Source organism: Streptomyces sp. NPDC058221 (assembly GCF_042882365.1).
GTDB lineage: Bacteria > Actinomycetota > Actinomycetes > Streptomycetales > Streptomycetaceae > Streptomyces.
Map to the genome: position 1 here is coordinate 64,188 of NZ_JBHVWF010000009.1, position 25,687 is coordinate 89,874.

General features: G+C 71.6%; 24 protein-coding genes. 11 read left to right on the plus strand and 13 right to left on the minus strand.

Going from position 1 to position 25,687, the window contains the following annotated elements:
- Positions 1 to 26: 26 nt before the first annotated feature.
- The 3 genes from ACFVW8_RS05315 to ACFVW8_RS05325 form a co-directional block, all read right to left on the minus strand.
- Positions 27 to 1,280 carry a lanthionine synthetase LanC family protein gene (locus tag ACFVW8_RS05315; RefSeq protein ID WP_389686241.1) on the minus strand — a complete coding sequence of 418 codons (1,254 nt, stop codon included), beginning with the start codon at positions 1,278 to 1,280 and terminating at the stop codon, positions 27 to 29.
- A gap of 144 nt (positions 1,281 to 1,424) precedes the next feature.
- The gene (locus ACFVW8_RS05320) at positions 1,425 to 2,465 is read right to left on the minus strand and encodes an MBL fold metallo-hydrolase (protein ID WP_389686242.1); all 1,041 of its coding nucleotides are present in this window, start codon (positions 2,463 to 2,465) and stop codon (positions 1,425 to 1,427) included.
- 137 nt (positions 2,466 to 2,602) lie between these two features.
- A complete protein-coding gene (locus tag ACFVW8_RS05325) occupies positions 2,603 to 2,974 on the minus strand; it encodes a VOC family protein (protein ID WP_389686243.1) in 372 nt (123 codons plus the stop codon).
- 143 nt (positions 2,975 to 3,117) lie between these two features.
- Here ACFVW8_RS05325 and ACFVW8_RS05330 point away from each other — a divergent pair, with 143 nt between their 5' ends.
- Positions 3,118 to 4,581, plus strand: a complete 1,464-nt coding sequence (locus tag ACFVW8_RS05330) for an aldehyde dehydrogenase (protein WP_389686244.1) — start codon at positions 3,118 to 3,120, stop codon at positions 4,579 to 4,581.
- Positions 4,581 to 4,814: a ferredoxin gene (locus tag ACFVW8_RS05335; protein WP_389686245.1), complete on the plus strand. Its 234-nt coding sequence runs from the start codon at positions 4,581 to 4,583 to the stop codon at positions 4,812 to 4,814. Before ACFVW8_RS05330 ends, ACFVW8_RS05335 begins: the two co-directional genes overlap by 1 nt.
- A gap of 204 nt (positions 4,815 to 5,018) precedes the next feature.
- Here ACFVW8_RS05335 and ACFVW8_RS05340 read toward each other — a convergent pair whose 3' ends face one another.
- Positions 5,019 to 5,630, minus strand: coding sequence for a TetR family transcriptional regulator (locus ACFVW8_RS05340; protein WP_389686246.1), 612 nt, complete (start codon positions 5,628 to 5,630; stop codon positions 5,019 to 5,021).
- Between the two features lie 230 nt (positions 5,631 to 5,860).
- Between ACFVW8_RS05340 and ACFVW8_RS05345 the strand changes: the two genes are divergently transcribed.
- The 3 genes from ACFVW8_RS05345 (at position 5,861) to ACFVW8_RS05355 (ending at position 9,113) form a co-directional block, all read left to right on the plus strand.
- Positions 5,861 to 7,201: a glycosyltransferase family 4 protein gene (locus tag ACFVW8_RS05345; RefSeq protein ID WP_389686247.1), complete on the plus strand. Its 1,341-nt coding sequence runs from the start codon at positions 5,861 to 5,863 to the stop codon at positions 7,199 to 7,201.
- A 65-nt stretch (positions 7,202 to 7,266) separates the two neighbouring features.
- Entirely contained in the window at positions 7,267 to 8,043 is a 777-nt protein-coding gene (locus tag ACFVW8_RS05350; RefSeq protein WP_389686248.1) for a class I SAM-dependent methyltransferase, read from the plus strand.
- A complete protein-coding gene (locus ACFVW8_RS05355; protein ID WP_389686249.1) occupies positions 8,040 to 9,113 on the plus strand; it encodes a prenyltransferase in 1,074 nt (357 codons plus the stop codon). Before ACFVW8_RS05350 ends, ACFVW8_RS05355 begins: the two co-directional genes overlap by 4 nt.
- A gap of 34 nt (positions 9,114 to 9,147) precedes the next feature.
- Here the strand turns inward: ACFVW8_RS05355 and ACFVW8_RS05360 are convergent, their stop codons facing one another.
- Positions 9,148 to 9,438 (minus strand): hypothetical protein, encoded by a 291-nt coding sequence (locus tag ACFVW8_RS05360; RefSeq protein ID WP_389686250.1) that lies wholly within the window; start codon positions 9,436 to 9,438, stop codon positions 9,148 to 9,150.
- Positions 9,439 to 9,580: 142 nt separating this feature from the next.
- Between ACFVW8_RS05360 and ACFVW8_RS05365 the strand changes: the two genes are divergently transcribed.
- From ACFVW8_RS05365 to ACFVW8_RS05375, 3 genes are all read left to right on the plus strand, one after another.
- Positions 9,581 to 10,135 carry a hypothetical protein gene (locus ACFVW8_RS05365; RefSeq protein ID WP_389686251.1) on the plus strand — a complete coding sequence of 185 codons (555 nt, stop codon included), beginning with the start codon at positions 9,581 to 9,583 and terminating at the stop codon, positions 10,133 to 10,135.
- Between the two features lie 39 nt (positions 10,136 to 10,174).
- A complete protein-coding gene (locus ACFVW8_RS05370; RefSeq protein ID WP_389686252.1) occupies positions 10,175 to 10,954 on the plus strand; it encodes a maleylpyruvate isomerase family mycothiol-dependent enzyme in 780 nt (259 codons plus the stop codon).
- 74 nt (positions 10,955 to 11,028) lie between these two features.
- A complete protein-coding gene (locus ACFVW8_RS05375) occupies positions 11,029 to 12,069 on the plus strand; it encodes a PHP domain-containing protein (protein WP_389686253.1) in 1,041 nt (346 codons plus the stop codon).
- Here ACFVW8_RS05375 and ACFVW8_RS05380 read toward each other — a convergent pair.
- The 7 genes from ACFVW8_RS05380 to ACFVW8_RS05410 form a co-directional block, all read right to left on the minus strand.
- Positions 12,059 to 13,069: an LLM class F420-dependent oxidoreductase gene (locus ACFVW8_RS05380; protein ID WP_389686254.1), complete on the minus strand. Its 1,011-nt coding sequence runs from the start codon at positions 13,067 to 13,069 to the stop codon at positions 12,059 to 12,061. The two genes, ACFVW8_RS05375 and ACFVW8_RS05380, sit on opposite strands and share 11 nt — an antisense overlap.
- 114 nt (positions 13,070 to 13,183) lie before the next feature.
- Positions 13,184 to 13,984, minus strand: coding sequence for a hypothetical protein (locus ACFVW8_RS05385; RefSeq protein WP_389686255.1), 801 nt, complete (start codon positions 13,982 to 13,984; stop codon positions 13,184 to 13,186).
- 235 nt (positions 13,985 to 14,219) lie between these two features.
- Positions 14,220 to 15,167 carry an N-acetylmuramoyl-L-alanine amidase gene (locus ACFVW8_RS05390; RefSeq protein WP_389686256.1) on the minus strand — a complete coding sequence of 316 codons (948 nt, stop codon included), beginning with the start codon at positions 15,165 to 15,167 and terminating at the stop codon, positions 14,220 to 14,222.
- 69 nt (positions 15,168 to 15,236) lie between these two features.
- The gene (locus ACFVW8_RS05395; RefSeq protein WP_389686298.1) at positions 15,237 to 15,824 is read right to left on the minus strand and encodes a class I SAM-dependent methyltransferase; all 588 of its coding nucleotides are present in this window, start codon (positions 15,822 to 15,824) and stop codon (positions 15,237 to 15,239) included.
- 204 nt (positions 15,825 to 16,028) lie between these two features.
- Entirely contained in the window at positions 16,029 to 17,357 is a 1,329-nt protein-coding gene (locus tag ACFVW8_RS05400) for a M20/M25/M40 family metallo-hydrolase (protein WP_389686257.1), read from the minus strand.
- A complete protein-coding gene (locus ACFVW8_RS05405) occupies positions 17,354 to 18,751 on the minus strand; it encodes a cytosine permease (protein WP_389686258.1) in 1,398 nt (465 codons plus the stop codon). Before ACFVW8_RS05405 ends, ACFVW8_RS05400 begins: the two co-directional genes overlap by 4 nt.
- Positions 18,751 to 19,704, minus strand: a complete 954-nt coding sequence (locus tag ACFVW8_RS05410; protein ID WP_389686259.1) for a DUF1177 domain-containing protein — start codon at positions 19,702 to 19,704, stop codon at positions 18,751 to 18,753. Before ACFVW8_RS05410 ends, ACFVW8_RS05405 begins: the two co-directional genes overlap by 1 nt.
- 153 nt (positions 19,705 to 19,857) lie before the next feature.
- Here ACFVW8_RS05410 and ACFVW8_RS05415 point away from each other — a divergent pair, with 153 nt between their 5' ends.
- Positions 19,858 to 20,679 (plus strand): IclR family transcriptional regulator, encoded by an 822-nt coding sequence (locus ACFVW8_RS05415; RefSeq protein WP_389686260.1) that lies wholly within the window; start codon positions 19,858 to 19,860, stop codon positions 20,677 to 20,679.
- 61 nt (positions 20,680 to 20,740) lie between these two features.
- Positions 20,741 to 21,469 (plus strand): dipeptidase PepE, encoded by a 729-nt coding sequence (pepE, locus tag ACFVW8_RS05420; RefSeq protein WP_389686261.1) that lies wholly within the window; start codon positions 20,741 to 20,743, stop codon positions 21,467 to 21,469.
- On the opposite strand, the gene ACFVW8_RS05425 is transcribed toward pepE, so the two are convergent.
- Complete coding sequence (locus tag ACFVW8_RS05425; RefSeq protein ID WP_389686262.1) at positions 21,432 to 23,225, minus strand: MFS transporter; 1,794 nt, start codon at positions 23,223 to 23,225, stop codon at positions 21,432 to 21,434. The genes pepE and ACFVW8_RS05425 overlap by 38 nt on opposite strands.
- Before the next feature lie 261 nt (positions 23,226 to 23,486).
- On the opposite strand from ACFVW8_RS05425, the gene ACFVW8_RS05430 reads away from it, so the two are divergent.
- Entirely contained in the window at positions 23,487 to 25,676 is a 2,190-nt protein-coding gene (locus ACFVW8_RS05430) for an acyl-CoA dehydrogenase (RefSeq protein ID WP_389686263.1), read from the plus strand.
- Positions 25,677 to 25,687: the final 11 nt, after the last annotated feature.

Below are 25,687 nucleotides of genomic sequence, written 5' to 3' on the forward strand. Positions count from 1 at the left end.
CACAGGGGCAGGAGGCCCGAATCATCTCAGCAAGACCTTCGGCGGGAGGTCGCCGGATGATCTGGCCAGGTGACCGCGTAGCCCGGGTCGGCGCCGGTGCCGATCCGCGCGAAGCGGAGCAGTTCGCGGACGATGCCGGCGTTGCCCATCGCCCACCCTGGCGTGGGCTCAAGGGTGCTCGGTGCGGTCCGGTGCTCGGTGTTCGACCACCGCGCGCCGGCCGTGTCCCCCGTGGCCCGGGCCAGGAGGTCCGCGACGAGGACCTGCGCGAAGTCCAGGCCGTCGCCGTGTTCGACGTATCGGTCGCAGGCGAACGCGAGCACGCCCGCTGTGCCGCAACACCGCCCGCTGTTGTCCCAGAAGCCGGGACGCAGGCGTCGGGGGAGGCCGGAATGGGTGAGGGTGTGCCAGCAGCGGTCGGTGAGCGCCGACCACGCAGGGCCGCCCAGTACTTCGCCCAGCAACCGGAACGCCTGTGCGTCGCCTGCTGGGCCGTTGCACCAGCCGTAGCTGTAGCGCTCGTTGCGCTCGGGCTGGTCCTGAGGGTCCGAGTGCGGCACGAGGAACCCCTCCGGGCCGGCCTCGTTCCGGGCCACCACATCCGCGGCTCCGGCCGCCGCGAGCTCGATCAGATCGGCCCGGTCCGCCGCACGGCCGACTGCCGCAAGTGCGTGTACGACGCCCAACGTGCCGTGCGAGAAATGGTGCAGGCGCGCCGGCCGCCCCACGCGGGTCTCCCCGTGGACGCCTGCCCGGGTGGTCTCCGGCGTTGCCGTGTAGGGCGTCACTGCGAGGACGGCCAGTTCGACGTCGCCGGTGGCCAGGGCCCCGAGCGCGACTCCGGCATTGCCACCGAGCAGGTCGAACTGCGGGCCCCAGCGCGTCCCGTCGAACCGGGACCGCACGAGGCCGAGGGCGCGGGTCGCTGCCGCGCCGGCAGCCGCGTCGCCCAGCCGTTCGTGGACGGCGCGCAGCGCGACGGCCATCCCGGTCAGCCCGAAATACAGTGAGGAGAGCTCCCATCCGCCGACCGCAGCCGCGATACTCCGTGCGCCGCGCATCGCCGCATCGCCGTACCGGGCGTCGCCGAAATGCCGCTCGGCCTCCAGCAGGGCCGGCACGACGCCCGCGGTGCCGCTGTACAGGCTCGGATTGAGTTCGTCGTCGCTCGGCCTGGTCGTCCAGGCCAGACCGCTCCCGGTCGGGCGTGCGGTGGCGAGGAGCCACTCCAGGGCACTCACCGCCACGGCCTCGGCGTCGCTCGGGTGCGGCGTGCTCACGAGGGCGGCGCCGTCTCGATCGTTGTGGCGGCCGATGTCCGGTGTCAGCACGCCATCGCAGTCGTCACACCGGCCGGTGGTCCTGACTCCCTGAGAGATCACCGAAATCCTCACCGCCGAGCGCCGGGCATGAGGGCGCAGACCTCACACCGCCACGAACGTCACCGGCTCGCTCCCCGCCACCGCCTCCGCGCGCCCCAGCTTCACCAGCCGGCGCACATGCGCCTCGGCCTCCGAGACCGCGATGTTCCGTGAGCCGTAAGGGATTTGCTCCCAGGGGCGGTTCCACTCCATCCGTTCGGCCAGCTGCCACGGCGTGAGTGGTTCGGCCAGCAGGGACAGCAGGCCGGTGAGGCGTTCCTCGTGGTGGACGAGGAGTTCCTGTACGCGGCCTGCCGCGTCCGCGAACGCGTGCTGGTGGGCCGGGAGCACCTCGGCGACGCCCAGGCCGCCGATCCGTTCCAGGGAGGCGAGGTAGTCCCCGAGCGGGTCGGTGGCGTTGGCGTCGTCCGGGTCCTCGTAGAGGCCCACATGGGGGCTGATGCCGGGGAGGAGGTGGTCGCCGGAGAAGAGGCGGCCGCGGCCGGGGAGGTTGGCCGGGTGGTCCTCCTCCAGGTGCAGGCAGACATGGCCCGGGGTGTGGCCCGGGGTCCAGATCGCCCGGAGCCTGCGGCCCGCCAGGTCGAGGAGCTCGCCCGGGACGATCTCGCGGTCCGGGATCGCGGCCCGCAGGCCGGGCAGGGTGCGCATCCGGCCGCCCTTCTCGCGGGCGGCCAGCAGTGGGGCGATGTGGTCCTCGGGAGCACCCACCGTCGCCAGCTTCCGCGCGAGGTACGAGAGCCAGGTGCCCGGTTCGGACTCGCGGGTGCGGCGGACGATCGCCGTGTCCGCGGCATGCATCGCGATCCAGGCCCCGGACGCCTCGCGCACCTGGCCGGAGAGGCCGTGGTGGTCCGGGTGGTGGTGGGTGATGACCACCCCGTGGATGTCGGCGATGTCGACGCCGACGGTGGTGAGCCCGGCCGTGAGGGTGTCCCAGGCCTCCGGGTCGTCCCAGCCGGTGTCGATCAGCACCGGGCCCCGGTCCGTGTCCAGGACGTGGACCAGGGTGTGGCCCAACGGGTTGTCCGGGATGGGGACTTTGATGCTGTGGACGCCTCCACCGTGGTTCATCACCTGCGTCATGGACTCCCCATCTCTCCGCGGTCTCGGCGGCGTGCGGGGTACGGCCACGACGCGCCGCGTCCACTGTAACGAGAACTTGTTCCAGTGGTAGCCCCGGTCGACCATCTGATCCGCGCAGGCTGTCCGGTCTGCGTCGGCTATCCGGTCAGGGTGGCCTTCGGCCGCACGACGCAGAACTCGTTGCCCTCCGGGTCCGCGAGCACGGTCCACGACTCCTCGCCCGTCTGCCCGATGTCCGCCCGGCGCGCGCCGAGCGCGAGGATGCGCTCGATCTCCGCCTCGCCTTCGCCCGGCCCCGTGGTCAGGTCGAGATGCAGGCGGTTCTTCACGGACTTCGTCTCGGGAGCGGGCATGAAGCAGATGCCCACCGGGGCGTTCACGTCCGGGCCGATCACCACCTCCCGCTCCCGCTCGGAGAGAACGGGCCATTTCAGGACGGCGGCCCAGAAGCGGGCCAGGGCGGGCAGGTCGTGTGCGTCGATGACGATGTGGTGGAGGGAAGCGCTCATGCAACCAGTCTGCGGCGTCGGTCCGTTCCGTGGACGTTGTCACAGCCGTGGACTCCTGGAACTGGAACTGGTATCAGTTCTGACGCAGGGTCAGATGTGGGTCCAGGAGTCGGGCACACGCCGCGTCGCGGGAGGCAGCAGCCATGAGCGAGCTTGTCGAACACGGAAAACTTTTCATCGGCGGGGAGTTGGTCGATCCGCTCGGGCGGGACGTCATCGAGGTCATCTCCCCGCACACCGAGCAGGTCATCGGCCGGGTGCCGCACGCCGCCGAAGGGGATGTGGACCGGGCCGTCGCCGCCGCCCGGCGGGCGTTCGACGAGGGCCCCTGGCCCCGGATGACGCTGGACGAGCGGATCGCCGTCGTCACCCGGATCAAGGACGCGTTCGCCGTGCGGTACGAGGAGATCGCCCGGGTCATCAGCTCGGAGAACGGCACCCCGTACAGCTCCAGCGTCATGGTGCAGGCCCTCGCCGCGATGATGGTCTGGGACGCGGCGATCACCGTCGCCCGCACGTTCCCGTACGAGGAGCGCCGCGACGGGGCGCTCGGGCCGCTGCTCGTGCGGCGGGAGCCCGTCGGGGTGGTCGCGGCCGTCGTGCCGTGGAACGTGCCGCAGTTCACCGCGGCCGCCAAACTCGCGCCCGCGCTGCTCGCCGGGTGCTCGGCCGTCCTGAAGGTGTCGCCCGAATCACCGCTGGACGCCTACATCCTGGCCGAGATCGTCGCCGAGGCCGGGCTGCCCGAGGGCGTCCTGTCGATCCTGCCCGCCGACCGCGAGGTGAGCGAGTACATGGTCGGCCACCCCGGCGTCGACAAGGTCTCGTTCACCGGCTCGGTGGCCGCCGGGCGGCGCGTCATGGAGGTCGCCTCGCGCAATCTCACCCGCGTCACCCTGGAGCTGGGCGGGAAGTCCGCCGCAGTGATCCTCCCCGATGCCGATCTGGACGCCGCCGTCGCCGGCATCGTCCCCTTCGCCTGGATGATCAACGGGCAGGCCTGCGTGGCCCAGACCCGGATTCTCGTTCCGCGCTCCCGGTACGAGGAGACCTCCGAGGCGTTCGCCGCCGCCGCCGGTGCGCTCAAGGTCGGTGACCCGCTCGACCCCGCCACCGAACTCGGACCGCTCGTCGCACGGCGCCAGCAGCAGCGCTCCCTCGACTACATCCGGATAGGGCAGGAGGAGGGTGCGAAGGTGCTGACCGGGGGCGGCCGTCCGGCCTCCCAGGAGCGTGGCTGGTACGTCGAGCCGACGCTCTTCGGTGACGTGGACAACTCCATGCGCATCGCCCGCGAGGAGATCTTCGGCCCGGTCATCTGCCTGCTGCCGTACGGCGACGAGGACGAGGCCGTGAAGATCGCCAACGACTCCGAGTTCGGGCTCAGCGGCAGCGTCTGGACCGCCGACACCGAGCGCGGCATCGACATCGCGCGCCGGGTCAGGACCGGCACGTACAGCGTGAACACCTTCAGTCTCGACATGCTCGGGCCGTTCGGGGGCTACAAGAACTCCGGTGTGGGGCGGGAGTTCGGGCCCGAGGGGTACGGGGAGTACTTCGAGCACAAGATGATCCACCTGCCCGCCGGATACGGGGGAGGGGCCTGATGGGGGACCGGTGGAGCGTGGAGGTCGACCGCGGTGTCTGCATCGGCGCGGGGATGTGCGTGAACCACGCACCGGGCGGATTCCGGCTGGACTCCGCCCGGCAGTCCCATCCCGTCGACCCGGAGACCGACGCCAGTGAGCAGGTGCTCGCCGCGGCCGAGGGGTGCCCGGTCGAGGCGATCACGATCGCGCTGGCCGACTCGGGGGAAGTGGTGTTCCCCCCGGAGGAGTAGACGAGCCGGAGGGGGCGGGGCTGGGTACGTCAGCGGTCCGGCGCGCCCGACAACAGGTGCGGACGCAGCGCCGCGGCGCGCTCACGCCGTGGGCGGCGCCGTCCGGGGCGACGTCGTGCGGGACAGGCCGGCCGCCGGTCGGGACCCGCAGGACCTGGCCCGGAAGGTGTACGGGTGCCGCACACGGGCGGCACCCCGGACGGCTCAGCCGGCCGGGTCCGGCGCCGTCACGTCGATCAGCCGGCACACCGTCTCGATGTCTATCTTCACCTGCGCGATCGACGCCCGGCCGGACAGCCAGGTGATCAGCGCCGAGTGCCAGGTGTGCTCGATGACCCGAACGGCCGAGAGCTGCTCGGGTGTCGGATGTTCGAGCCCCATCGAGTCCAGGATGATCGCTGTCGTGAGCCGCGAGACGGTGTCCACCTCGGGGCTCACGCTGCGGTCCGCGAAGGTCAGCGCGCGCACCATCGCGTCCGCCAGATGAGGTTCGCGCTGGAGCGCGCGGAACGCCCGCATCAGGGTGTCGGCGACCCGGTCCGCCGCGTCGGCTCCGGACGGCGGGCGTTTGCGCAGCGTCGTGTGCATGTGCTGGAGCTGGTCCTGCATGGTGGCCACCAGCAGATGGACCTTGGACGGGAAGTAGCGGTACAGGGTGCCCAGGGCGACCCCGGCGGCCTCCGCCACCTCACGCATCTGGACGGCCTCGAACCCGCCCCTGCTGGCGAGCTGGGCGCTGGCGTGCAGGATGCGGCGGCGGCGGGCCTCCTGGCGTTCCGTCAGGGGCGGCGATGCCGGTCTGGCTTCCGCTGTCATGTGTCCCATCCCCGTGCTTCTGACCGCGACCGCGAGGGACGCGGCGGCCGGTGCGGCGGCGCACAGCATGCCAGGGTGTGTGTCGTGGCGCGAATCACCTGATCCGGCCGTTGCACCGACGCTACCTGCCGGTAGATTCGTAGCTCATTGAACGATCGTGTCTGTAACTTGTTCTAGATTAGCGTGAGCGGTTACGCTCCGGCGAACACGCAGTGAGAAGGGGGCCGAGTGTGACCGCTGAGGCCATAGAGTCGGGCCCCCGCACGGGCGTCGGTACGTCGGACACGGGAGCAGGCCCCGACGGCGACCGGCCGTTGCGCATCGCGCTCCTCACCTACAAGGGCAACCCCTTCTGCGGCGGCCAGGGTGTCTACGTACGCCACCTCGCCCGCGAGCTCTCCCGGCTCGGCCACAGCGTCGAGGTCATCGGAGCCCAGCCCTACCCCGTGCTCGACGACGGCGTGCCGCTCACCGAGCTGCCGAGCCTGGACCTCTACCGGCACCCCGACCCGTTCCGTACCCCCAAGCGGGGTGAGTACCGGGACTGGATCGACGCCGCCGAGGTCGCCACCATGTGGACCGGCGGATTCCCCGAGCCGCTCACCTTCAGCCTGCGTGCCCGGCGCCATCTCGCTTCCAGGAGCGGCGAGTTCGACGTCATCCACGACAACCAGACGCTCGGCTACGGGCTTCTCGCCGACCTCGGCGCCCCCCTCGTCACCACCATTCACCACCCCATCACCGTCGACCGGCAGCTCGACCTGGACGCCGCCCCGACCCGCCGCCGCCGTCTCTCGGTGCGCCGCTGGTACGCCTTCACCCGGATGCAGAAGCGGGTCGCGCGCAGGCTTCCGTCCGTCCTCACCGTCTCCGGCTCCTCCAAGCAGGAGATCGTCGAGCACCTCGGGGTGGACGAGGGCCGCGTCCACGTCGTGCACATCGGCGCCGACACCGACCTGTGGTCGCCCGACCCCTCGGTCGCCGAGGTCGACGGCCGGATCGTCACCACCTCCAGCGCAGACGTGCCGCTCAAGGGCCTCGTCCACCTCGTCGAGGCGCTCGCCAAGATCCGGGCAGAGAACCCCGCGGCGCATCTCGTGGTCGTCGGCCGCCGGGCCGAGGACGGACCGGTCGCGCAGGCCATCGAGCGGCACGGGCTCGGCGACGCCGTCGAGTTCGTCAAGGGCATCAGCGACGCCGAACTCGTCGACCTGGTGCGCAGCGCCCAGATCGCCTGTGTCCCCTCGCTGTACGAGGGTATCTCGCTGCCCGCAGCCGAGGCGATGGCCACCGGCACCCCGCTCGTCGCCACCACCGGCGGGGCGATCCCCGAGGTCGCGGGACCGGACGGCGAGACCTGTCTGGCCGTCCCGCCCGCCGACGCCGGAGCCCTGGCCGACGCGCTCGGCCGGCTGCTCGGCGACGACGCGCTGCGCGCCAGGCTCGGGGCGGCGGGCCGCGCACGGGTCCTCGCCCGGTTCACCTGGAAGCAGGCGGCGATCGGTACCGCCGCGCTCTACCGTGAGGCCATCGCCGCCCGTACCGCCACCCGGCCCGACGGCCGTCGGTGACACCGCACCACCCTGACGTCTTCCTCCCGCCCCCTTCGAACCCCCGACCGCGAAAGCAGGCATTCGTGCTGACCGTGGACTTCACCCGCTTCCCGCTCGCCGCAGGCGACCGAGTGCTCGACCTGGGCTGCGGCGCCGGCCGCCATGCCTTCGAGTGCTACCGGCGCGGCGCCCAGGTGGTGGCTCTCGACCGGAACGGCGAGGAGATCCGCGAGGTCGCGAAGTGGTTCGCCGCGATGAAGGAGGCCGGGGAGGCCCCCGAGGGCGCCACCGCCACCGCGATGGAGGGCGACGCACTCAACCTGCCGTTCCCCGACGAGTCCTTCGACGTCGTGATCATCTCCGAGGTGATGGAGCACATCCCCGACGACAAGGGCGTGCTCGCCGAGATGGTCCGGGTACTCAGGCCCGGCGGCCGGATCGCGGTCACCGTGCCGCGCTACGGCCCCGAGAAGGTCTGCTGGACGCTCTCCGACGCCTACCACGAGGTCGAGGGCGGCCACATCCGTATCTACAAGGCCGAGGAGCTGCTCGGCCGGATGCGCGGCGCGGGCCTCAAGCCGTACGGCACCCACCACGCGCACGCGCTGCACTCGCCCTACTGGTGGCTGAAGTGCGCCTTCGGCGTCGACAACGAGAAGGCGCTGCCGGTGCGGGCGTACCACAAGCTGCTGGTCTGGGACATCATGAAGAAGCCGATGGCCACCCGGGTCGCCGAGCAGCTGCTCAACCCGGTCGTCGGCAAGAGCTTCGTGGCCTACGCGACCAAGCCGCACCTGCCCGCCGCCGCGGCCACCGGCACCTCCGCGAAGGCCGACGACTCCGCGAAGGCCGAGGCGTGACCCTTCCCGAGCGGACCGAACACCTGGTACTGCCCGGGGTACTCACCGCCGGGCAGGCGACCGAGACCGTCGCCGCACTGCTCGCCGTGCAGTGCGAGGACGGTGCCCTGCCCTGGTTCCGCGGGCACCACCTCGACCCGTGGGACCACACCGAGGCGGCCATGGCCCTGGACGCCGCCGGCGAGCACGAGGCCGCGGCACGCGCGTACGACTGGCTGGCCCGTAACCAGAACGCGGACGGCTCCTGGTACGCCGCGTACCAGGACGGCGACCCGCAGCGGCCGACCGACCGCGGTCTGGAGACCAACTTCTGCGCGTACGTGGCCGTCGGCGTCTGGCACCACTACCTGGCCACCGGCGACGACGCCTTCGTCGACCGGATGTGGCCGACCGTCTTCGCCGCGGTCGAGTTCGTCCTGAGGCTCCAGCAGCCCGGCGGACAGATCGGCTGGAAACAGGAGACCGACGGAACCCGGCTCCAGGACGCGCTGCTGACCGGCTCCTCCTCCATCCACCAGGCGCTGCGCTGCGCGCTCGCCCTCGCGGAACGCCGCGAGGAGCCGCAGCCCGACTGGGAGCTGGCCACCGGTGCGCTCGCCCATGCGATCCGCAGCCATCCGGAACGCTTCCTGGACAAGAGCCACTACTCGATGGACTGGTACTACCCGGTCCTCGGCGGCGCGCTCGACGGAGCGGCTGCCACGCGGCGCATCGAGGAGGGCTGGGACCGGTTCGTCGTCCCGGACCTCGGGGTGCGCTGTGTGCTGCCCAACCCGTGGGTGACGGGCGGCGAGAGCTGCGAACTCGCCCTGGCGCTCTGGGTGATGGGCGAGTCCGACCGGGCCCTGGAGATCCTCCAGTCGATCCAGCACCTGAGGGCCGGGGACGGGATGTACTGGACGGGGTACGTCTACGAGGGCAATCGGGCGTTCTGGCCGGAGGAGCGCACGGCCTGGACCGCCGGTTCGCTGCTGCTGGCGGTGGCCGCCCTCGGGGGGGACGAGGCGACCACCGCGGTCTTCAGCGGGGAACGGCTGCCGAAGGGGCTGGAGCCGGACTGCTGCGGCTGAGCCGCGGCACGCCGGACCTGCCGCCGTGTCCGCCTCAGTGGCGGATACGGCCGGCTACGGCGTGCCCGATGAACAGGTACACGACGGCTGCGAGGCCGTAACCGGCGACGACCCTGGCCCACGCCTCGTCGAAGGTGAACAGGTCGTACGACCAGCCGGCCAGCCACCTCGCGGTGTGCCGCACGAACTCGACGAGGTCGTTGCCCCGGTTCGCGTCGAGCAGGTACATCAGAATCCACAGGCCGATGATGAAGGCCATGATGTCGGCCACTACGGCTATGACACGTGCTGCGGTGTTGCTTCCGTTGCCTGTTCTGGGAGACATGACATCCGGGTTGCCTCATTCCGCCGGGTGAAACCCGGACGGCGTACCCGGGTGGCGGGCCGTGCGGGCCGGGGCAAGCCTTGCGGGGGAGTGCCGGGCCCCGGCACCCCGTTGTGATGTGCTCCGGTCAGGGAGGCCCGCCGTGCCCAGTTCCGTACCGCTTCGCCGTCTGCTCGTGGCGCTGCTGCTGTCCTGCACCGTGCTGGTGAGCGCCACCGCGTGCGGCAGTGACGACGACAGCAGCAGTGCGAGCAGCTCCGCATCGCCGACCGGTACCTCGTCGGCCGAGGCGCAGAAGTTCGCCAAGACGCGGTTCGTCGCCAACGCGGGGGTGGCCGCGGGCGCCACGTACCAGTGGATCGTCAAGCCGTACCGCGCCGGGAAGTTCAAGAAGGGCGCCGACGGGCGCACCTTCGCCCTCGTCAAGGCCGGACTTGCGGGCGGCTTCGCCTACAACCGCCTCAAGGCCGCCTCGGCCAACGCCAAGGGCGACCCGCTGCTCTCGAAGGCCGTCGCACCGCTGACCGCGGGCATCGAGTCGCTCAAGGGCCTGGGCACCAAGCTCCGCAAGGGAGAGGCGGGCGAGGGCGACATCGGCGCCTTCGAGAGCGTCATCAACAGCATCAAGGGCGCGGGGAAGAGCGCGGGCGCCGAGGTGAAGGACAAGGTGCCGTCCGCTTCGCAGCTCGGCGGATAACCCGTGGGGACGCCTCGGGGCAGCGTTTAGGGTGCGGGCATGAGCCTTCTTTCCCATGAGCGTTACTGCGACGAAATCGTCGCGAGGACCGAGGCGTTGAGGGCGGCGGTGCGCGGCGCGGACCTCGACGCGAACGTGCCGAGCTGCCCGGAGTGGACCCTGCGCGAGCTCGCGGTCCATGTCGGCGGCGCCCACCGCTGGGTCGGCGAGATCGTGCGCACCCGCGCCACCGAGGAGGTCCCGGAGGAACGGGTGCCGCACTCCACCCCCGACGGTGACGACCCCGCCGTGCTGGACGCCTGGCTGGCGCAGGGTGCGGAGCTGACCGCCGGGGCGCTGCGCGAGGCGGGACCCGAGCTGCCGGTCTGGTCCTGGTCCTGGGAGCACACCGCCGGGTTCTGGGCCCGGCGGATGGCGATCGAGACGGTCGTCCACCAGGCGGACGCGGCCCTGGCCGCCAAGGTGCCCTACGAGATGGCGCCCGAACTGGCCGCGGACACGATCGACGAATGGCTGGACATCGTCGCCTTCTCCGCGGCCTCCGGATACGACCCGAAGGCCGCGGAACTGCGCGGCCCCGGGCGCTCCATCCATCTGCACGCCACCGACGTACCCGGCGCCGAATGGCTGATCGAGTTCGGCGAGGACGGTTTCACCTGGCGCCGCGCGCACGAGAAGGCGACGGTGGCGCTGCGCGGGCCGCTGACCGATCTGATGCTGGTCTTCAACCGCAGGCTGGCCCCGGACAGCGACCGGATCGAGGTCCTGGGCGACGCGGAGCTGCTGGACTTCTGGCTGGCGCGGTCCGCCTTCGGCTGACGGCCGGTGTGCGGGGCGGGCGCTGCTGGGCCAAGCTGGAACGGCAGCCCGTCCCGTCCGGCGAGGAGGTGCCGATGGACCCGGTCAGGGCCCTGGAGCGGATCGCCTTCCTGCTGGAGCGCGGCAGGGCCGACACCTACCGCGTCCAGGCCTTCCGCACGGCCGCCCGCACCGTCACCGCGATGGCCGACGGCGAGGCGGTGCGACGGGTGACGAACGGCTCGCTGGAACGGGTCAAGGGCATCGGCCCCAGGACCGCACAGGTCATCCGCGAGGCGGTGGCCGGAGAGGTCCCCGCCTATCTGGAACGGCTGGAGACCGAGGCCGAGGAGAGCGGGCCGCTCGCCGAGGGCGGCGAGCGGCTGCTCGCGCTGCTGCGCGGCGACTGTCACCTCCACTCCGACTGGTCGGACGGCGGCAGCACGATCGAGGAGATGGGCCGCACAGCGGCATCGCTCGGCCACGACTGGGCGGTGCTCACCGACCACTCGCCCCGGCTGACCGTGGCCAACGGCCTCTCGCCGGAGCGGCTGCGCCGGCAGCTGGCCGAGGTGGCCGAACTCAACCAGCGCTGGGCGCCGTTCCGGCTGCTGACCGGCATCGAGTGCGACATCAACCTCGACGGCACCCTCGACCAGGAGGACGAACTGCTGGAGCAGCTTGACCTGGTGGTGGTGTCCGTCCACTCCAAGCTGCGGATGGACCCGGGACCGATGACCCGGCGCCTCCTCGCGGCCGTCCGCCATCCGCAGGCGAACATCCTCGGCCACTGCACCGGCCGGCTGATCACCGGCAGGGGCCGGCCCGAGTCGCAGTTCGACGCGGACGAGGTCTTCGCCGCCTGCGCGGAGACGGGCACGGCAGTGGAGATCAACAGCAGACCCGAGCGGCTGGACCCGCCCCGGCGGCTGCTGCGCCGGGCCGTCGAGGCGGGCACCCTGTTCGCCGTCGACACCGACGCACACGCGCCGGGACAGCTGGACTGGCAGATCCACGGCTGCGCCCGCGCCGAGGAGTGCGATGTCCCGGCGGAGCGCGTGGTGACGACGTGGACGGCGGACGAGCTGCTGGCCTGGACGCGCGAGGGAAGGCTTCCTGCCGGTTCTACCCGTTGAGCTCCGCCAGCACCCGCAGCGTATGCGGGTCCGGCGCCGTCACCAGCAGGTCGGTGACCGGCCCCTTGCGCCACAGCTCCAGCCGTTCCGCGATCCGTTCACGCGGTCCGACCAGCGAGATCTCGTCGGCGAACGCGTCCGGTACGGCCAGCACCGCCTCCTGCTTCCGGCCCTCCAGGAACAGGTCCTGGATCCGCCGCGCCTCTTCCTCGTACCCCATCCGCGCCATCAGGTCCGCGTGGAAGTTGCGGGCGGCTGCGCCCATGCCGCCGATGTAGAAGCCGAGCATGGCCTTCACCGGCAGCAGCCCCTCCGCGACGTCGTCACAGACATGGGCCCGTGCCATCGGCGCGATCATGAACCCCTCGCGGAGCCCGGTGAGCGAGGCCTCGTAGACATCGGTGCGCAGCGGCGACCAGTACAGCGGCAGCCAGCCGTCCGCGATCCTGGTGGTCTGCGCGATGTTCTTCGGCCCCTCCGCGCCGAGCAGCACCGGCAGGCCGGACCGCAGCGGATGCGTGATCGGCTTCAGCGGTTTGCCGAGCCCGGTGGCGTCCGGGCCGTTGTACGGGTGGGAGTGGAACCGGCCGTCCAGCTCGACAGGAGCTTCGCGGCGGAGCACTTGGCGCACCACGTCGACGTACTCGCGGGTCGCGGTCAGCGGGCTGCGGGGGAACGGCCGCCCGTACCAGCCCTCGACGACCTGCGGTCCGGAGAGCCCGAGGCCGAGCATCATCCGGCCGCCGGAGAGATGGTCGAGGGTCAGGGCGTGCATGGCGGTGGCGGTCGGGGTGCGGGCCGCCATCTGCGCGATGGCGGTGCCCAGCCGGATGCGCGAGGTGTGGGCGGCGATCCAGGTCAGCGGGGTGAAGGCGTCCGACCCCCAGGCCTCCGCCGTCCACACCGAGGTGTAGCCCAGGTCCTCCGCAGCGCGGGCGAGGTCCAGATGGGCCGGGTTCGGGCCGCGGCCCCAGTATCCGAGAGCGAGTCCGAGCCGCATTCCGCTGCCTCCCAGCATTTCTGACTGTGCATCAGATCTGGTCGGAGGGTACGACAGCGGCCCCTCGCCCGGAAGGGGCGGGGGGCCGCTGTCGGTTGTGCGTGCGCCGGGTGATCAGCCGCGCTGGATGCCCGTGGTGTCCTGGAGCACACCGCGACGGCCGTCCTGGGTCTGGGCGATGAGGCCCGGACCGCGCTGCTCGACCGCGAGGTACCAGGTGCCCGGAGCCAGTTCGGCGATCGGGGCCGGCGAACCATCCTCGCCGTACAGCGGACGGGCCACCGGAACGGCGAACCAGAACGGGGTGAAGTCACCGGCGGGGGCGGCCTGCTGGGCGGGGGCCTGGGCCTGCTGCGGCTCGGGCTGGCTCTGCGGACCGGGCTGGCCGGGCTGCGGCTGACCGCCGTACGACGGAGCCTGGCCCTGCGGCTGACCGCCGTAGGACGGCTGCTGGGCGCCCGGGTAGCCGTAACCCTGGCCGGGCTGCGGCTGGCCGCCGTACGGCGGGTGCACGGCCTGCGGCTTCGGGGCGCCCGTGAGCGGGGCCTTGAGCGCGGGAACCAGCGGGGAGGCGACCGCCGCGGCCGCCAGCACCAGGGAGGCGATGAAGCCGAGGATCAGACCGGCGCCCGCGTCGATCTGGCCGAGGTCGATGATCGTCCAGAAGAAGTGCCACGCGGTGATGACCGTGGCGGCCACGCCGAACTGGGCGAGGTCGAGGCCGAGCACCTTGCGCGGCTGGGGCTGCGAGCGGGAGAGCACGATCAGTGCCGCGCCTGCCACCCCGACCACGTAGACGCCGAACGCGGTGCCCAGTGAATCCCAGGAGTTCGACGCGTCAATGCTGGAGCTTCCATAGGAGAAGTAGTCGAGGAAAGAGGCGATGAACAGCACGACCGCTGCTCCGATCACCACGCCATCGCCTCGAGTGAGGGAGCGGATATTCACGTGAAGGTCCTTAGTCGGTCGTCTCTTCGGGGCGGTCGTCGCTGCCACCGGTTACGGGCGGGCACGGCGCGAAGCTCGGGGGCGGCTCCCCATCGTACGGATGAATCTATCGTCTGCCCGGGCGGGTTGTGTCCCCCGTCCGGACGTTGGGCGGGCATCCTCCCGAATTCATCGCAGAACCACCATCACGGCCGATGCCGTACTACCCGTTCAAGTAGCTGCTGATGCCGTCGGCGATGCCCTGCGCCGCCTTCTGGCGCCAGCCCGCGCTGGTGAGCAGGGCCGCATCCTTCGGATCACGCATATTGCCGCATTCGATGAAGACTTTGGGCACGGTCGACAAATTGAGTCCGCCCAGATCCTTGCGGGTGTCCAGACCGGTATTGCCGCCGATGTAATTGGAAGGCGCACTTCCGGTAGTGCGTACGAAGAGTCCGGCGATACGCGTACCGAGATCGCGCGACGGGTCGACGATCTTCGAGGTGTCCGCGCCCCCGCCCCGCACCGATGCGGGAAGAATCACATGGAATCCCCGGTTGCCGACGGCCGATCCGTCCGCGTGGACGGAGACGACCGCGTCGGCCTTCGCCTTGTTGCCGATCCGGGCCCGTTCGTCGACACACGGCCCGAACGGCCGGTCGTTGTCGTGCGTCAGCACCACCTTCGCGCCCTGCGCCCGCAGGAGCGTGCGCATCCGGTGCGACACGTCGAGGGTGAACTCGGCCTCCGCGTAACCGGCGTTGGTGGAGGTGCCGGTGGTGTCGCACTCCTTGTGCGTGGTCCCGATGTCCACCTGCCGGGCGATCTCGGCGGTGTGCAGGTGATTGCTCGGGTTGTGCCCGGGGTCGATGACGACCGTCTTCCCCGCCAGCGGCCCGGACGAGGTGTCCGGCGCGGATGCCGAGGGGGAGCCCGGCCGCTTCGGGGAGGCCGAACTGCCGCGCACCGGCGACGGCGAGGCCGGGTCCGCCGACGAGGCCGGGGCGGAGGCCGACGGCGCGGCCGTGCCGGAGTCCGGGCCGGGCCGCGCCTGGGCGGTGTCGGTGCCGCTGCCGCAGCCGGCGGCGCCCAGGCACATCACGGTCAGCGTCGCGGCGGCGAACAGGGCCGGGCGGCGCGGGGTGGGGGGAACACTCTCGTCGTCACGCACCCGGCGATGCTACCGGGGGCCCGGCCGGCGTCCGGAGGCCTTGGGCTCTCCCCTGGGGGAGAGGGGCCCTCAGATCCCCGGCCCGGTACGCCGCAGGACGCGCAGCGAGTCCGTCACCGAGATCTCGGTGAACGCCCCGGAGGCCAGCGCCCGCAGGTAGATGCGGTACGGGGCCTGGCCGCCGTGCGCCGGGTCCGGGAACACGTCGTGGATCACCAGCAGCCCGCCATCGGCGACGTGCGGGGCCCAGCCCTCGTAGTCGCCGCCCGCGTGCTCGTCGGTGTGGCCGCCGTCGATGAAGACCAGCCCGAGCCGCCCGCCCCAGACGGCCGCGACCTGCGGGGAACGTCCCACGAGCGCCACCACGTGCTCCTCCAGACCGGCCGCGTGCAGCGTCCGGCGGAAGGTGGGCAGGGTGTCCATCCGGCCGACCTCGGGGTCCACCACGTCTCGATCGTGGTACTCCCAGCCGGGCTGCTGCTCCTCGCTGCCCCGGTGGTGGTCGACGGTGAGGGCTGTCACCCCCGCGGTACGTGCGGCGTCGGCGAGCAGGACGGTGGAGCGCCCGCAGTAGGTGCCCACCTCCAGCAGCGGCAGTCCGAGCGCGGCGGCCTCGGAGGCGGCCGCGTACAGCGCCAGCCCCTCCACCACCGGCATGAAGCCCTTGGCTGCCTGGAACGCGGCAAGAATCTCCGGCTTGGGCTCGGCGGCCACGGGTTCCTCCTGGTGGGACGGGCGGTACGGCGACGGCGGTTCGACGGCGCCATCGTGCCGTACGCCCCCGCCGAAGGTGTCGGCGGGGGCGTACGGAGGGGTGAGCCCGGGTCGGGGCGGGGCCCCGGCACAGCTGTGACGCGGCGGTCAGCAGCTCTGCCAGAGTCGGGTCATGACGCGGACGCCGAAGCGCAGGCCCTCCAGCGGGACGCGCTCGTCCACGCCGTGGAAGAGGCGCCCGTAGTCCAGGTCGTGCGGCAGCTTCAGGCCCTTGAAGCCGAAGCAGCGGATGCCCAGGTGGGTGAAGGCCTTGGCGTCCGTACCGCCGGGGTTGCAGTACGGCACGGGGTGGCCGTCCGGGTCCTCGGCGCGTACCGCGTCGCACATGGCGTCGACGAGCGGGCCGTCGAAGGCGGTCTCCATCGCGATGTCGTGGTTGACCCACTCGCGGCTGACCGAGGGGAGCAGCAGCCTGTCGATCGTGTCGATCAGCTCCTGCTCGTGGCCGGGCAGGAAGCGTCCGTCGACGCGGGCGGTGGCCTTTCCGGGGATGACGTTGGTCTGGTAACCGGCGTTGAACATGGTGGGGTTCGCGGAGTTGCGGAGCACCACCTGCATGAAGTCGGCGACCGGACCCAGCCTGGCGAGGCTGCCGTCGATGTCGTTCTCGTCGAACTCCACCCCGTAGAGGCGGGCGGCCTCTACGAGCAGGGCGCGGACCGGCTCGATCAGCCGGATCGGGAAGGTCTCGCGGCCGATCCGGGTCAGCGACTCGGCGAGGTCGGTGACCGCGTTCTCGTCGTTGGGCGACGAGCCGTGGCCGGCCCGGCCGGTCGCGGTGAGCTCCATCCAGGCCATGCCGCGCTGGGCGTTCTCGATCGGGTAGAGGCGCCGGGTGTCGTCGAGGGCGAAGGAGAACCCGCCGCCCTCGCCGATCGCCTCGGTGACCCCGGTGAACAGCTCCGGGCGGTGCTCGACCAGCCAGTGGGCGCCGAATTTGCCGCCCGCCTCCTCGTCGGCGAGGAAGGCCAGGACCAGATCGCGGGAGGGCTTCGTGCCGGTGCGGGCGAAGTGCCGGGCGGTGGCCAGCATGACGGCCACCGTGTCCTTCATGTCGATCGCGCCGCGGCCCCACAGATAGCCGTCGCGGATCTCGCCGGAGAACGGCGGCACCTGCCACTCGGAGGCGTCGGCGGGCACCACGTCCAGATGTCCGTGGACCAGCAGTGCGCCGCGCTCCGGGTCGCGGCCCGCGATCCGGGCGATGACGCTGGCCCGGCCCGGGGCGGACTCGATCAGCTCCGATGCGATGCCCGCCTCGGCGAGGCGGCCCACCACCCAGTCGGCGCTCGCCCGCTCGTCGCTGGTGGGGTTGGAGGTGTCGAACCTGATCAGCTCGGCGCAGAGGCCGATGACTTCTGCCTGGGCCTCCTCGGAGGCCGGGACCAGGGAGGCGGTGGTGTCGGGGGTGCTCATGCTGCTCCCACAGAGGTGGTGGTGCGGGCGTCGGGGGCTGTGCCGTCCCCGTTGCTCTCGTCGTCGAGTGCGGAGGTGCCGTACGGCTTCACCCAGCCCAGCAGGCCGAGGACGCAGTACAGGACGAAGGCGGTGGCCAGGGAGTTCAGGGCCGGGATGCCGCCGTCGTAGAACTTGCCGACGCAGAAGGCCACGATCCAGATGGCGATGGACATCGGCACCCAGGTCGGCGAGGACGCCGGCAGGGTCTCGGACTCCCGGGTGTCGTCCAGCGGCTTGCGCATCTTCTTCACGACCCAGTACTCGGCCACGATGATGCCGCCGATCGGCGGGATCGCGACACCGAGGATCGTGAGGAACTCGGTGAAGTGGGTCATGATCCCGACCGCGGACAGGAGGGTGCCCGCGATACCGAGGACGATCGTGACCACGCCGCGGTGGACGCGCTTGCCGAAGACGACCTGGAAGAAGTTGACGACGCCGAGCGAGGAGCCGTACAGGTTCCAGTCGTTGATCTTCGCCGTGGACATCAGGACCACGATCACGCCGAAGGCGCCCGAGGTGGAGAGCACGATGTGCGAGACCTCGTTGCTCTTGACCAGGTGGCCGAGCAGTACGCCGGTGAGGCCGACGATGTACTCGGACAGGATCATCGACGAGGCGCTCTGCAGGAAGACGTGCGAGCCCCTGCGGTTGTAGCGGGTCATCTCGGGGGAGACGATCGCGCCCGTCATGTAGCCGCCCGCGATGGCGGTGGCGGCGACTGCGAGGGGGATCGTGTCGCCCGGCGGCGGCGAGTGGATCAGGTCGCTGAACGAGTGGTCGTTCAGGGTGCGGATGACGGAGAAGGCGACCATCGCGAAGAAGAGCGGGGTGACGATCTTCGCGAAGTTGGCCATGTACTTGAAGCCGAAGATCACCAGGGCGGTGATGGCGATGCCCGCGAGCACGCACCACATCCAGGACGGCCCGCCGACGAGTGCCGAGACGCTGTTGCCGAAGATCGTGTTCTGGACGCCGAACCAGCCGACCAGGCTGACCGCGATCACGAAGCTGACCAGCGCGGAGCCGTTGCGGCCGAAGCCCACCCAGCGGGTCAGCATCGGGGTCGCGAGCCCCTCGCGCATACCGGCCAGGCCGATCGCGAAGATCACGACCTCCAGGATCACCGCACCGAGCGTGAAGGCGAGGAAGGCGTTGCCGAAGGTCATTCCCACGCCGATGGTGGCGCCCAGCGTGAACTGCGAGATCGAGCCGGACTGGGCCAGCCACTGGAGCAGCATGGACCAGAAGCCGAACCGCCTGTCGCGCGGCACGCGCGAGAGCGAGTAGTCGTCACTGCCGATGCTTCTGGCCTCGGGGGCCACGGCGTCGGCCTGCGGGGAGGCTGCCATCAGGACTCCTGGGGTGTACGGCCGAAGGTCTGCAGGTGAGCCAGCGACCCGTAGCGGTTGACGAGGTTGTCGAACTCCACCGCGTCGTGGAAGTCCAGGTGGCCCGCGCCGAAGGCCTTGGCGACCTCCACGGCGTAGCGGGCGGCGGAGGCGATGTCGCTCTCGTGGCTCGCGCCCGTCTGGCAGCCCGGCACCGCTGCGGCCGAGGTGACCGCCAGGCCGACCACGGGAGCGGCCGTGGCGGTGGAGGGCTGGAGGATCGAATTGATGTGGTGTGCACCATTACCGTACGGCGTGATGTCCTGGGTGGTCACGGGGTACGTGACCAACGGCTCACCGGTCACCACGGCCAGCAGCTCGCCGAGCTGCTCGCTGACCCGGAGCACCCAGCCCTCCCTGACGGTGGGCGACAGGGCCAGGCCCTTGTGGTTGATGATGCGGTTGCCCTTGGTGGTGTCGATGGAGAGCACGGCCTCCATCTCGCCGGTCACCTCGTGGCGGTTCATGGTGGCGATGTCCACGGGAGAGCCCATGAACGGCACCGGGTCGTGCGGCTCGGTCGGCGCGTCCGGGCAGATGTGGGTGGCGACGATGACATCACCGGGCAGTACGTCGCCGCGGCGGCGCATGTCGAGCAGCTTCGCGGCGGTGGCGACGGCCGAGACCGCACCGTCGGCGTCGGAGACCAGTCCGGTCACCCCGGGCCGGGCGCCGATGCCGCCGAGCCGGCCGACCACGCCGAGGGTGCGGGCGCCGCCCCCGGCCATGCGTCCCCGGGAGCCGGGGATGCGGACCATCACGAAGTCCGTCGAACCCCGCTCGCCGGCGACCGTGGTGACCTCCGCGGACGAGCCCTCGGCCCCAGCCACGGAGTCGAGGTACTCGACGACCGTCTTCCCGTTGGCCTGCGGGTCGTCGAGGAGGTCGACGATGTCCAGTACGTACTTCAGCATGGGGGGCCTTTCTCGTGCATCCATCACACCCGTCCGGCGCCCGGCAGGGAGTGGGGCGCCGGACGGGGTGCTGAGAGCAGATTCGGGATCGGATAGCGTTGTACGCAACTGTTTCCCGCTATCTGCAACTCAGGTCTGAATGGTGAGATCACGATGACGGACTTCGATCTGGACCGGCGCACCCCCACCGGGGCCCTGCAGACCGTCGACCGGGCGCTCCTCGTGCTGCTCGCGTTCGAGCGGACCAGGCCCGACTGGGGCGTCACCGAGGTCGCCGAGGAGTTCGGCTGGGACACCTCGGTGGCCCAGCGGCTGCTCGCCACCCTCGCGGGCCGCGGCTTCCTGGTCTCGGACCCGGCCACCCGCCGCTACCGCATCGGTCCGGCCGTGCTGCGCCTGGGCAGGCTCTGGGAGCGTTCCGGATCGCTGGAGCTGCTCGCCGGACCTGTCCTGGAGGAGCTGCGCAGGACCACCGGCGACACCGTGCTGTTCTGCCTGCCGGACAGCTTCCACATGCGGTGCGTGGCGGCCGAGGAGGGCGAGACCGGACCGCTGCGCTACTACCCGCTGGTCGGTGAGCTCTACCCGGCGCACGCCGGGGCGACAGCCAAGTCCTTCTACGCCTATCTGCCGGACGAGCAGCGCCACCGGCTCTTCCGGGGCCGCCCGATGGCCCGGTTCACCGACCGGACCGTGACCGATCCCGACCTGCTGGAGCGGGAGTTGCTGAAGGTGCGCGCCCAGGGGTACGCCTGGACGGTGGGTGAGTACGACACCGGCGTCGCGACCGTTGCCGTACCGGTCTTCCTCGGGCGTGAGCCGTACGGCAGCCTCAGCCTGGGCGGCGCCGAGGAACGGTTCGAAGGGGCGCCGGAGAACCGTCTCGACGCGCTGCGCAAGGCGGCCGACATGCTGGAGAAGCGCCTCACCCACCCGCCGCAACGCGCCAGGCCCCGGCCCCGCCGGACCACCTGACCGGGCGCCCGGCCCGCACCACCCGCACGACCTGACCCGAACAGAACCCAAGAGGAACGCCGTGAATCTGCTCCTGCTCTCCAACTCCACCCAGTACGGCTGCGGTTACCTGGAACACGCCCTCGACACGGTGGCGGCGTTCCTGCCCTCCGGTGCCCGGCTGGCCTTCGTGCCGTACGCGCTCGCCGACTACACGACGTACACCGCACGGGTCCGCGACGCCCTGGAGCCGGCCGGGGTCAGTGTCCGGGGTGTCCACGAGAACGCCGACCCGGTCGCGGAACTCGCCGCGTCCGACGCCGTGTTCATCGGCGGCGGCAACTCCTTCCGGCTGCTGAGCGCCCTCTACAGGACCGGGCTGCGCGACGCCGTGATCGAGGCCGTGCGCGGCGGTCTGCCGTACATGGGGGCCAGCGCGGGCACGAACATGGCGGCGCCCACCCTGCGCACCACCAACGACATGCCCATCGTGCAGCCGCCGTCCTTCGAGACGCTCGGCCTCGTCCCGTTCCAGATCAACCCGCACTACCAGGACCCGGACCCGGACAGCACCCACAAGGGCGAGACCCGCGAGGAGCGGCTCAGCGAGTTCCTGGAGGAGAACGACGTCCCCGTGCTCGGTCTGCGCGAGGGGTCATGGCTGCGGGTCAACGGGCGCCAGGCCCGGGTCCAGGGCGCCCGCCCCGCCCGGCTGTTCACCCGCGGCGCGCAGCCGCAGGAGCTCCCGACGGGGACGGACGTCTCTCATCTGCTCACGACCGCACCGAGGTTCGACGCTCCGGTGCGCTGAGCGTCAGCACCAGATCGGTCTCGGTGGGACGGCCGTTGTCCGGGTGCACCGCCGGGCAGGCGCGCGGCGCGTATCCGGTGGCCGATCCGGCCAGCACGAAGCTGCCGCCGGCCGGGGCGGCCAGCGCGTACCGGCCCTGGGCGTCCGTCGTGGTCAGCCCGGCCTGCCGGCCCTGCCGGTCGATCAGGGTGACGTTGGCGCCGGCCACCGGGGTGCCGTCCGCTTCGAGGACCCGGCCGCGGAAGCCGGAGCCGGGGAGCGGGAGCGGCAGGCCGGAGGTCCGGGCCGTCTCGTCGCCCGCGCTGCTCGCCAGCAGGACCGGCGTCGCGGCCGCCCGCTGCGAGGGCAGGAACGCGGCCAGCACCAGGCCGGCCAGCACCGCGCCTGTCGCGATCATGAACGAGGTGCGGAACCCCTGCATGGTGGGCACCGCGACAGAGCCCATCTGCGTCGAGGTGTGCGCCAGCACCATGCCGATCACCGCGCTCGACACCGAGGTGCCGATGGAGCGCATGAGGGTGTTGAGCCCGGTCGCCGCGCCCGTCTCCGAGGCGTCGACGGCACCGATGATCAGTGCGGGCAGCGAGGAGTAGGCGAGCCCGATGCCGGCGCCGAGGACCACCGCGATCACGACGGTCTGCCAGGCGGCGCTCATCAGGCCGAGCCCGGCCCCGTAGCCGATCGCGATGATCGCCATCCCGAGCATCAGCGACACCTTGGGGCCGTACCGGGCGGACAGCCGGGCGTACAGCGGGGCGACGAGCATCATCGTCAGGCCCAGCGGCGCCACGCACAGCCCGGCGACCACCATCGACTGGCCGAGGCCGTAACCGGTGGACAGGGGGAGCTGGAGCAGCTGCGGCAGGACCAGCGACACGGCGTAGAAGGCGACCCCGACCATGATCGAGGCGAGGTTGGTGAGCAGCACCTCGCGGCGGGCGGTGGTCCGCAGATCGACCAGCGGCGCGTCGCTCCGGAGCTCGAACACGCCCCACAGCAGCAGCACCACCAGGGCGGCGGCGACCAGGCCGAGCGTCGTCGCCGAGGTCCAGCCCCAGTCGCTGCCCTTGGTGACGGGCAGCAGCAGGAGGATCAGTCCGGCCGAGAGGCCGAGCGCGCCGGTGATGTCGAACCGGCCGGGGGCCCGCAGGGAGGTCTCCGGCACCGCCAGCACGGTCAGCCCCATGGCGAGCACGCCGAGGCCGGCCGAGCCGAAGAAGAGGGTGTGCCAGTCGGTGTGCTGGGCGACGAGCGCGGCGACGGGCAGCGCGAGTCCGCCGCCCACCCCGATCGAGGAGCTCATCAGGGCCATGGCCGAGCCGAGCTTCTCGCGCGGCAGCTCGTCGCGCATGATGCCGATGCCCAGCGGGATGGCGCCCATGGCGAAGCCCTGGAGCGCGCGGCCCACGATCATGATCACCAGATCGTCGGTGAAGGCGCATATCAGCGAGCCGATCACCATGACGGCGAGGCTGGCCAGCAGCATCTTCCGTTTGCCGTTGAGGTCGCCGAGCCGCCCCATGATCGGGGTGGAGACGGCTCCGGCGAGCAGGGTCGCCGTCATGACCCAGGTGGCGTTGGACGGGTCGGTGTGGAGAAGGGCGGGCAGGTCCTTGATGACGGGGACGAGCAGGGTCTGCATCACCGCCACGGTGATACCCGCGAAGGCGAGCACGGGGACGATCCCCTTGCCGGCCTTCGACGTCCGTGGATCAGGTAGCTCCGCGGACTGCTGTTCGTGCGTCGTCTGTGGCATACGTGCGGCCTCCGGGCAGCGGAAGAGGGAGGAACGGTCAGGAGTGCGGTCAGTGCGGGCGGGCAGCACCGACCGCCAAGTGTGTGCAGGGTGAAACCTTCCGCATGGCCGGGGTATTCCGGTGAACGGGACCCGAACTTGACACGGCCATGGCCGGGACGGGCCACCTGGCCGGAAACAACTGCCGATCTGACCTTCCGTCAGATTGGAACGTGTTCTACTCTTGCGCCGTTCCAGTGGCTGCGACCGGCGAGGATCCGCATGGGCATCGGTATCACCGAAGAACACAGGGAGCTCGCGCAAGCCGTGCGGGGGTGGCTCGCGCGCACCGTACCGCCCGGAGAAATACGCAAAATTCTTGACGCGGGCGCCCCTGCCGCCACCGGCGCGCGCCCCGCTTACTGGGGCGGCCTTGCGGAGCAGGGCCTGCTCGGCATCCATCTGCCGGAGGAGTACGGGGGAGGGGGCGGCGGGCTCCTCGATCTGGCCGTCGTCCTCGAAGAGGCGGGGCGGGCCGCGCTCCCCGGCCCCTATCTGGCCAGCTCCCTCGCCTCGGCGGTGCTGAACGCCTCCGGGCCGCGCGCCCCGGAGACGGACGGGCTGCTGCGGGACCTCGCCGAGGGCCGGCGCATCGGAGCCGTCGCCCTCGGTTCCGGCAGCCTCGCCGCCGTCGAGCAGGAGGACGGCCATCTGCTCGACGGCGAGCTGCCGCCGGTCCTCTCCGCCGACGGGGCCGACCTGCTGCTGCTTCCCGCCGCCTCGGTCACCGGCACCCGCTGGTTCGCCGTCGACACCGCCGCACGGGGACTGGCCGTACGCCCGCACGCGAGCGCCGACCCGACCCGGCCCACCGCCGAGGTCCGGGCCGAGGGCGTCCTGGTCCCCGCCGGACGGCTGCTGCCCACCGACTCGGGGCTCGTCCGCGACCTCGCCGCCGTACTCCTGGCCGCCGAGGCGTGCGGCACCGCGGCCCGCGCCCTGGACACCGCCACCGAACACGCCAAGGTCCGCGAGCAGTTCGGCCGTCCCATCGGACAGTTCCAGGGCGTCAAACACCTCTGCGCGGACATGCTCGTACGCGTCGAACAGGCCCGCGCACTGGCCTGGGACGCCGCCCGCGCCGCCACCGAACCCGCGGAGATACGGGGCATGACGGCCGCCCTCGCCGCGGCGACCGCCCTGGACGCCGCGTACGGCTGCGCCAAGGACGCCATCCAGATCCTCGGCGGCATCGGCTTCACCTGGGAGCACGACGCCCATCTGTATCTGCGCCGGGCTCTGGTGGCGCGGCAGCTGCTGGGATCCGGGGACGTCCACCGGCAACGCGCCGTCCGGCTGGCCGCGGCCGGCGCCCGCCGCGGACTCACCCTGGAGCTCCCGGCCGAGGCGGAGGTGCACCGCACGGCCGCCCGCGAGGCCGTCGCCGCCGCCCGGGGCCTGGACCCGCGGGCTGCCCGCCGCGCCCTGGCGCCCACCGGCTACGCCGCCCCGCATCTGCCCGCGCCCTACGGACTGGACGCCGGCCCGGTCCAACAGCTGGCCGTGCAGCAGGAGTTGCGCGAACAGGGTGTCAAGCTGGCCGACCTCTCCATCGCCACCTGGGTGGTGCCGTCCCTCATCGCGCACGGAACGGCCGAACAGCAGGACCGCTACCTCCTGCCGACCCTGCGCGGCGAACTCCAGTGGTGCCAGCTGTTCTCCGAACCCGGCGCGGGCTCCGACCTCGCCTCGTTGCGCACCCGGGCCGAACGGACCCCCGAGGGCTGGCGGATCAACGGCCAGAAGGTGTGGACGAGCGCCGCCCAGTGGGCCGACCACGGGATTCTGCTCGCCAGGACGGACCCGGACGCCCCCAAACACCGGGGCCTGGGCTACTTCCTCGTCGACATGAAGCACACCGAAGGCATCGACATCCGCCCGCTGAAGGAGATCACCGGCGACTCCCTCTTCAACGAGGTGTACTTCGACGACGTGCTGCTGCCCCTCGACGCACTCGTGGGCGAGCCGGATGGCGGCTGGCGGGTCGCCCGCAACACCCTGGGCAACGAACGGGTCCACATGGCCGACCAGATGGCCTTCGACACCGGCCTGGAGGCCCTGATCGACCGCTCGGCCGGGCTCGACGGCGCCTGCCGGGCGAGGATCGGAGCACTCGCCGCCGAGGCCCACGCACTGGCCTGCATCGGGCTGCGCACCACCCTGCAACAGGTATCAGGCCTTGAGCCGGGCGCGGGCGCCTCGGTCCGCAAACTCGTCCAGACCGTCCACCAGCAGAAGGTCGCCGAGCTCGCCCTCGAACTCCTCGGCCCCGCAGGGGCGGTGGCCGAGGGCGCCGGCGAACGGGCCGTGCACGGGTTCCTGATGTCCCGCTGCCTGACCATCGCGGGCGGCACCACCCAGGTTCAGCTCAATGTCGTCGCCGAGCGCATCCTCGGCCTGCCCAGGGACTGAAGGGAACGAAC

What these genes read in the sequence shown, in the direction of transcription:
- ACFVW8_RS05340 (WP_389686246.1), bottom strand. Translation starts at nt 5,630, where the DNA reads ATGACAGCGGAAGCCAGACCGGCATCGCCGCCCCTGACGGAACGCCAG.
- ACFVW8_RS05380 (WP_389686254.1), bottom strand. Translation starts at nt 13,069, where the DNA reads ATGCGGCTCGGACTCGCTCTCGGATACTGGGGCCGCGGCCCGAACCCG.
- ACFVW8_RS05395 (WP_389686298.1), bottom strand. Translation starts at nt 15,824, where the DNA reads ATGCCGGTGGTGGAGGGGCTGGCGCTGTACGCGGCCGCCTCCGAGGCC.
- ACFVW8_RS05400 (WP_389686257.1), bottom strand. Translation starts at nt 17,357, where the DNA reads ATGAGCACCCCCGACACCACCGCCTCCCTGGTCCCGGCCTCCGAGGAG.
- ACFVW8_RS05360 (WP_389686250.1), bottom strand. Translation starts at nt 9,438, where the DNA reads ATGTCTCCCAGAACAGGCAACGGAAGCAACACCGCAGCACGTGTCATA.
- ACFVW8_RS05415 (WP_389686260.1), top strand. Translation starts at nt 19,858, where the DNA reads ATGACGGACTTCGATCTGGACCGGCGCACCCCCACCGGGGCCCTGCAG.
- ACFVW8_RS05425 (WP_389686262.1), bottom strand. Translation starts at nt 23,225, where the DNA reads ATGCCACAGACGACGCACGAACAGCAGTCCGCGGAGCTACCTGATCCA.
- ACFVW8_RS05325 (WP_389686243.1), bottom strand. Translation starts at nt 2,974, where the DNA reads ATGAGCGCTTCCCTCCACCACATCGTCATCGACGCACACGACCTGCCC.
- ACFVW8_RS05370 (WP_389686252.1), top strand. Translation starts at nt 10,175, where the DNA reads ATGAGCCTTCTTTCCCATGAGCGTTACTGCGACGAAATCGTCGCGAGG.
- ACFVW8_RS05405 (WP_389686258.1), bottom strand. Translation starts at nt 18,751, where the DNA reads ATGGCAGCCTCCCCGCAGGCCGACGCCGTGGCCCCCGAGGCCAGAAGC.
- ACFVW8_RS05335 (WP_389686245.1), top strand. Translation starts at nt 4,581, where the DNA reads ATGGGGGACCGGTGGAGCGTGGAGGTCGACCGCGGTGTCTGCATCGGC.
- ACFVW8_RS05320 (WP_389686242.1), bottom strand. Translation starts at nt 2,465, where the DNA reads ATGACGCAGGTGATGAACCACGGTGGAGGCGTCCACAGCATCAAAGTC.
- ACFVW8_RS05430 (WP_389686263.1), top strand. Translation starts at nt 23,487, where the DNA reads ATGGGCATCGGTATCACCGAAGAACACAGGGAGCTCGCGCAAGCCGTG.
- ACFVW8_RS05375 (WP_389686253.1), top strand. Translation starts at nt 11,029, where the DNA reads ATGGACCCGGTCAGGGCCCTGGAGCGGATCGCCTTCCTGCTGGAGCGC.
- ACFVW8_RS05410 (WP_389686259.1), bottom strand. Translation starts at nt 19,704, where the DNA reads ATGCTGAAGTACGTACTGGACATCGTCGACCTCCTCGACGACCCGCAG.
- ACFVW8_RS05330 (WP_389686244.1), top strand. Translation starts at nt 3,118, where the DNA reads ATGAGCGAGCTTGTCGAACACGGAAAACTTTTCATCGGCGGGGAGTTG.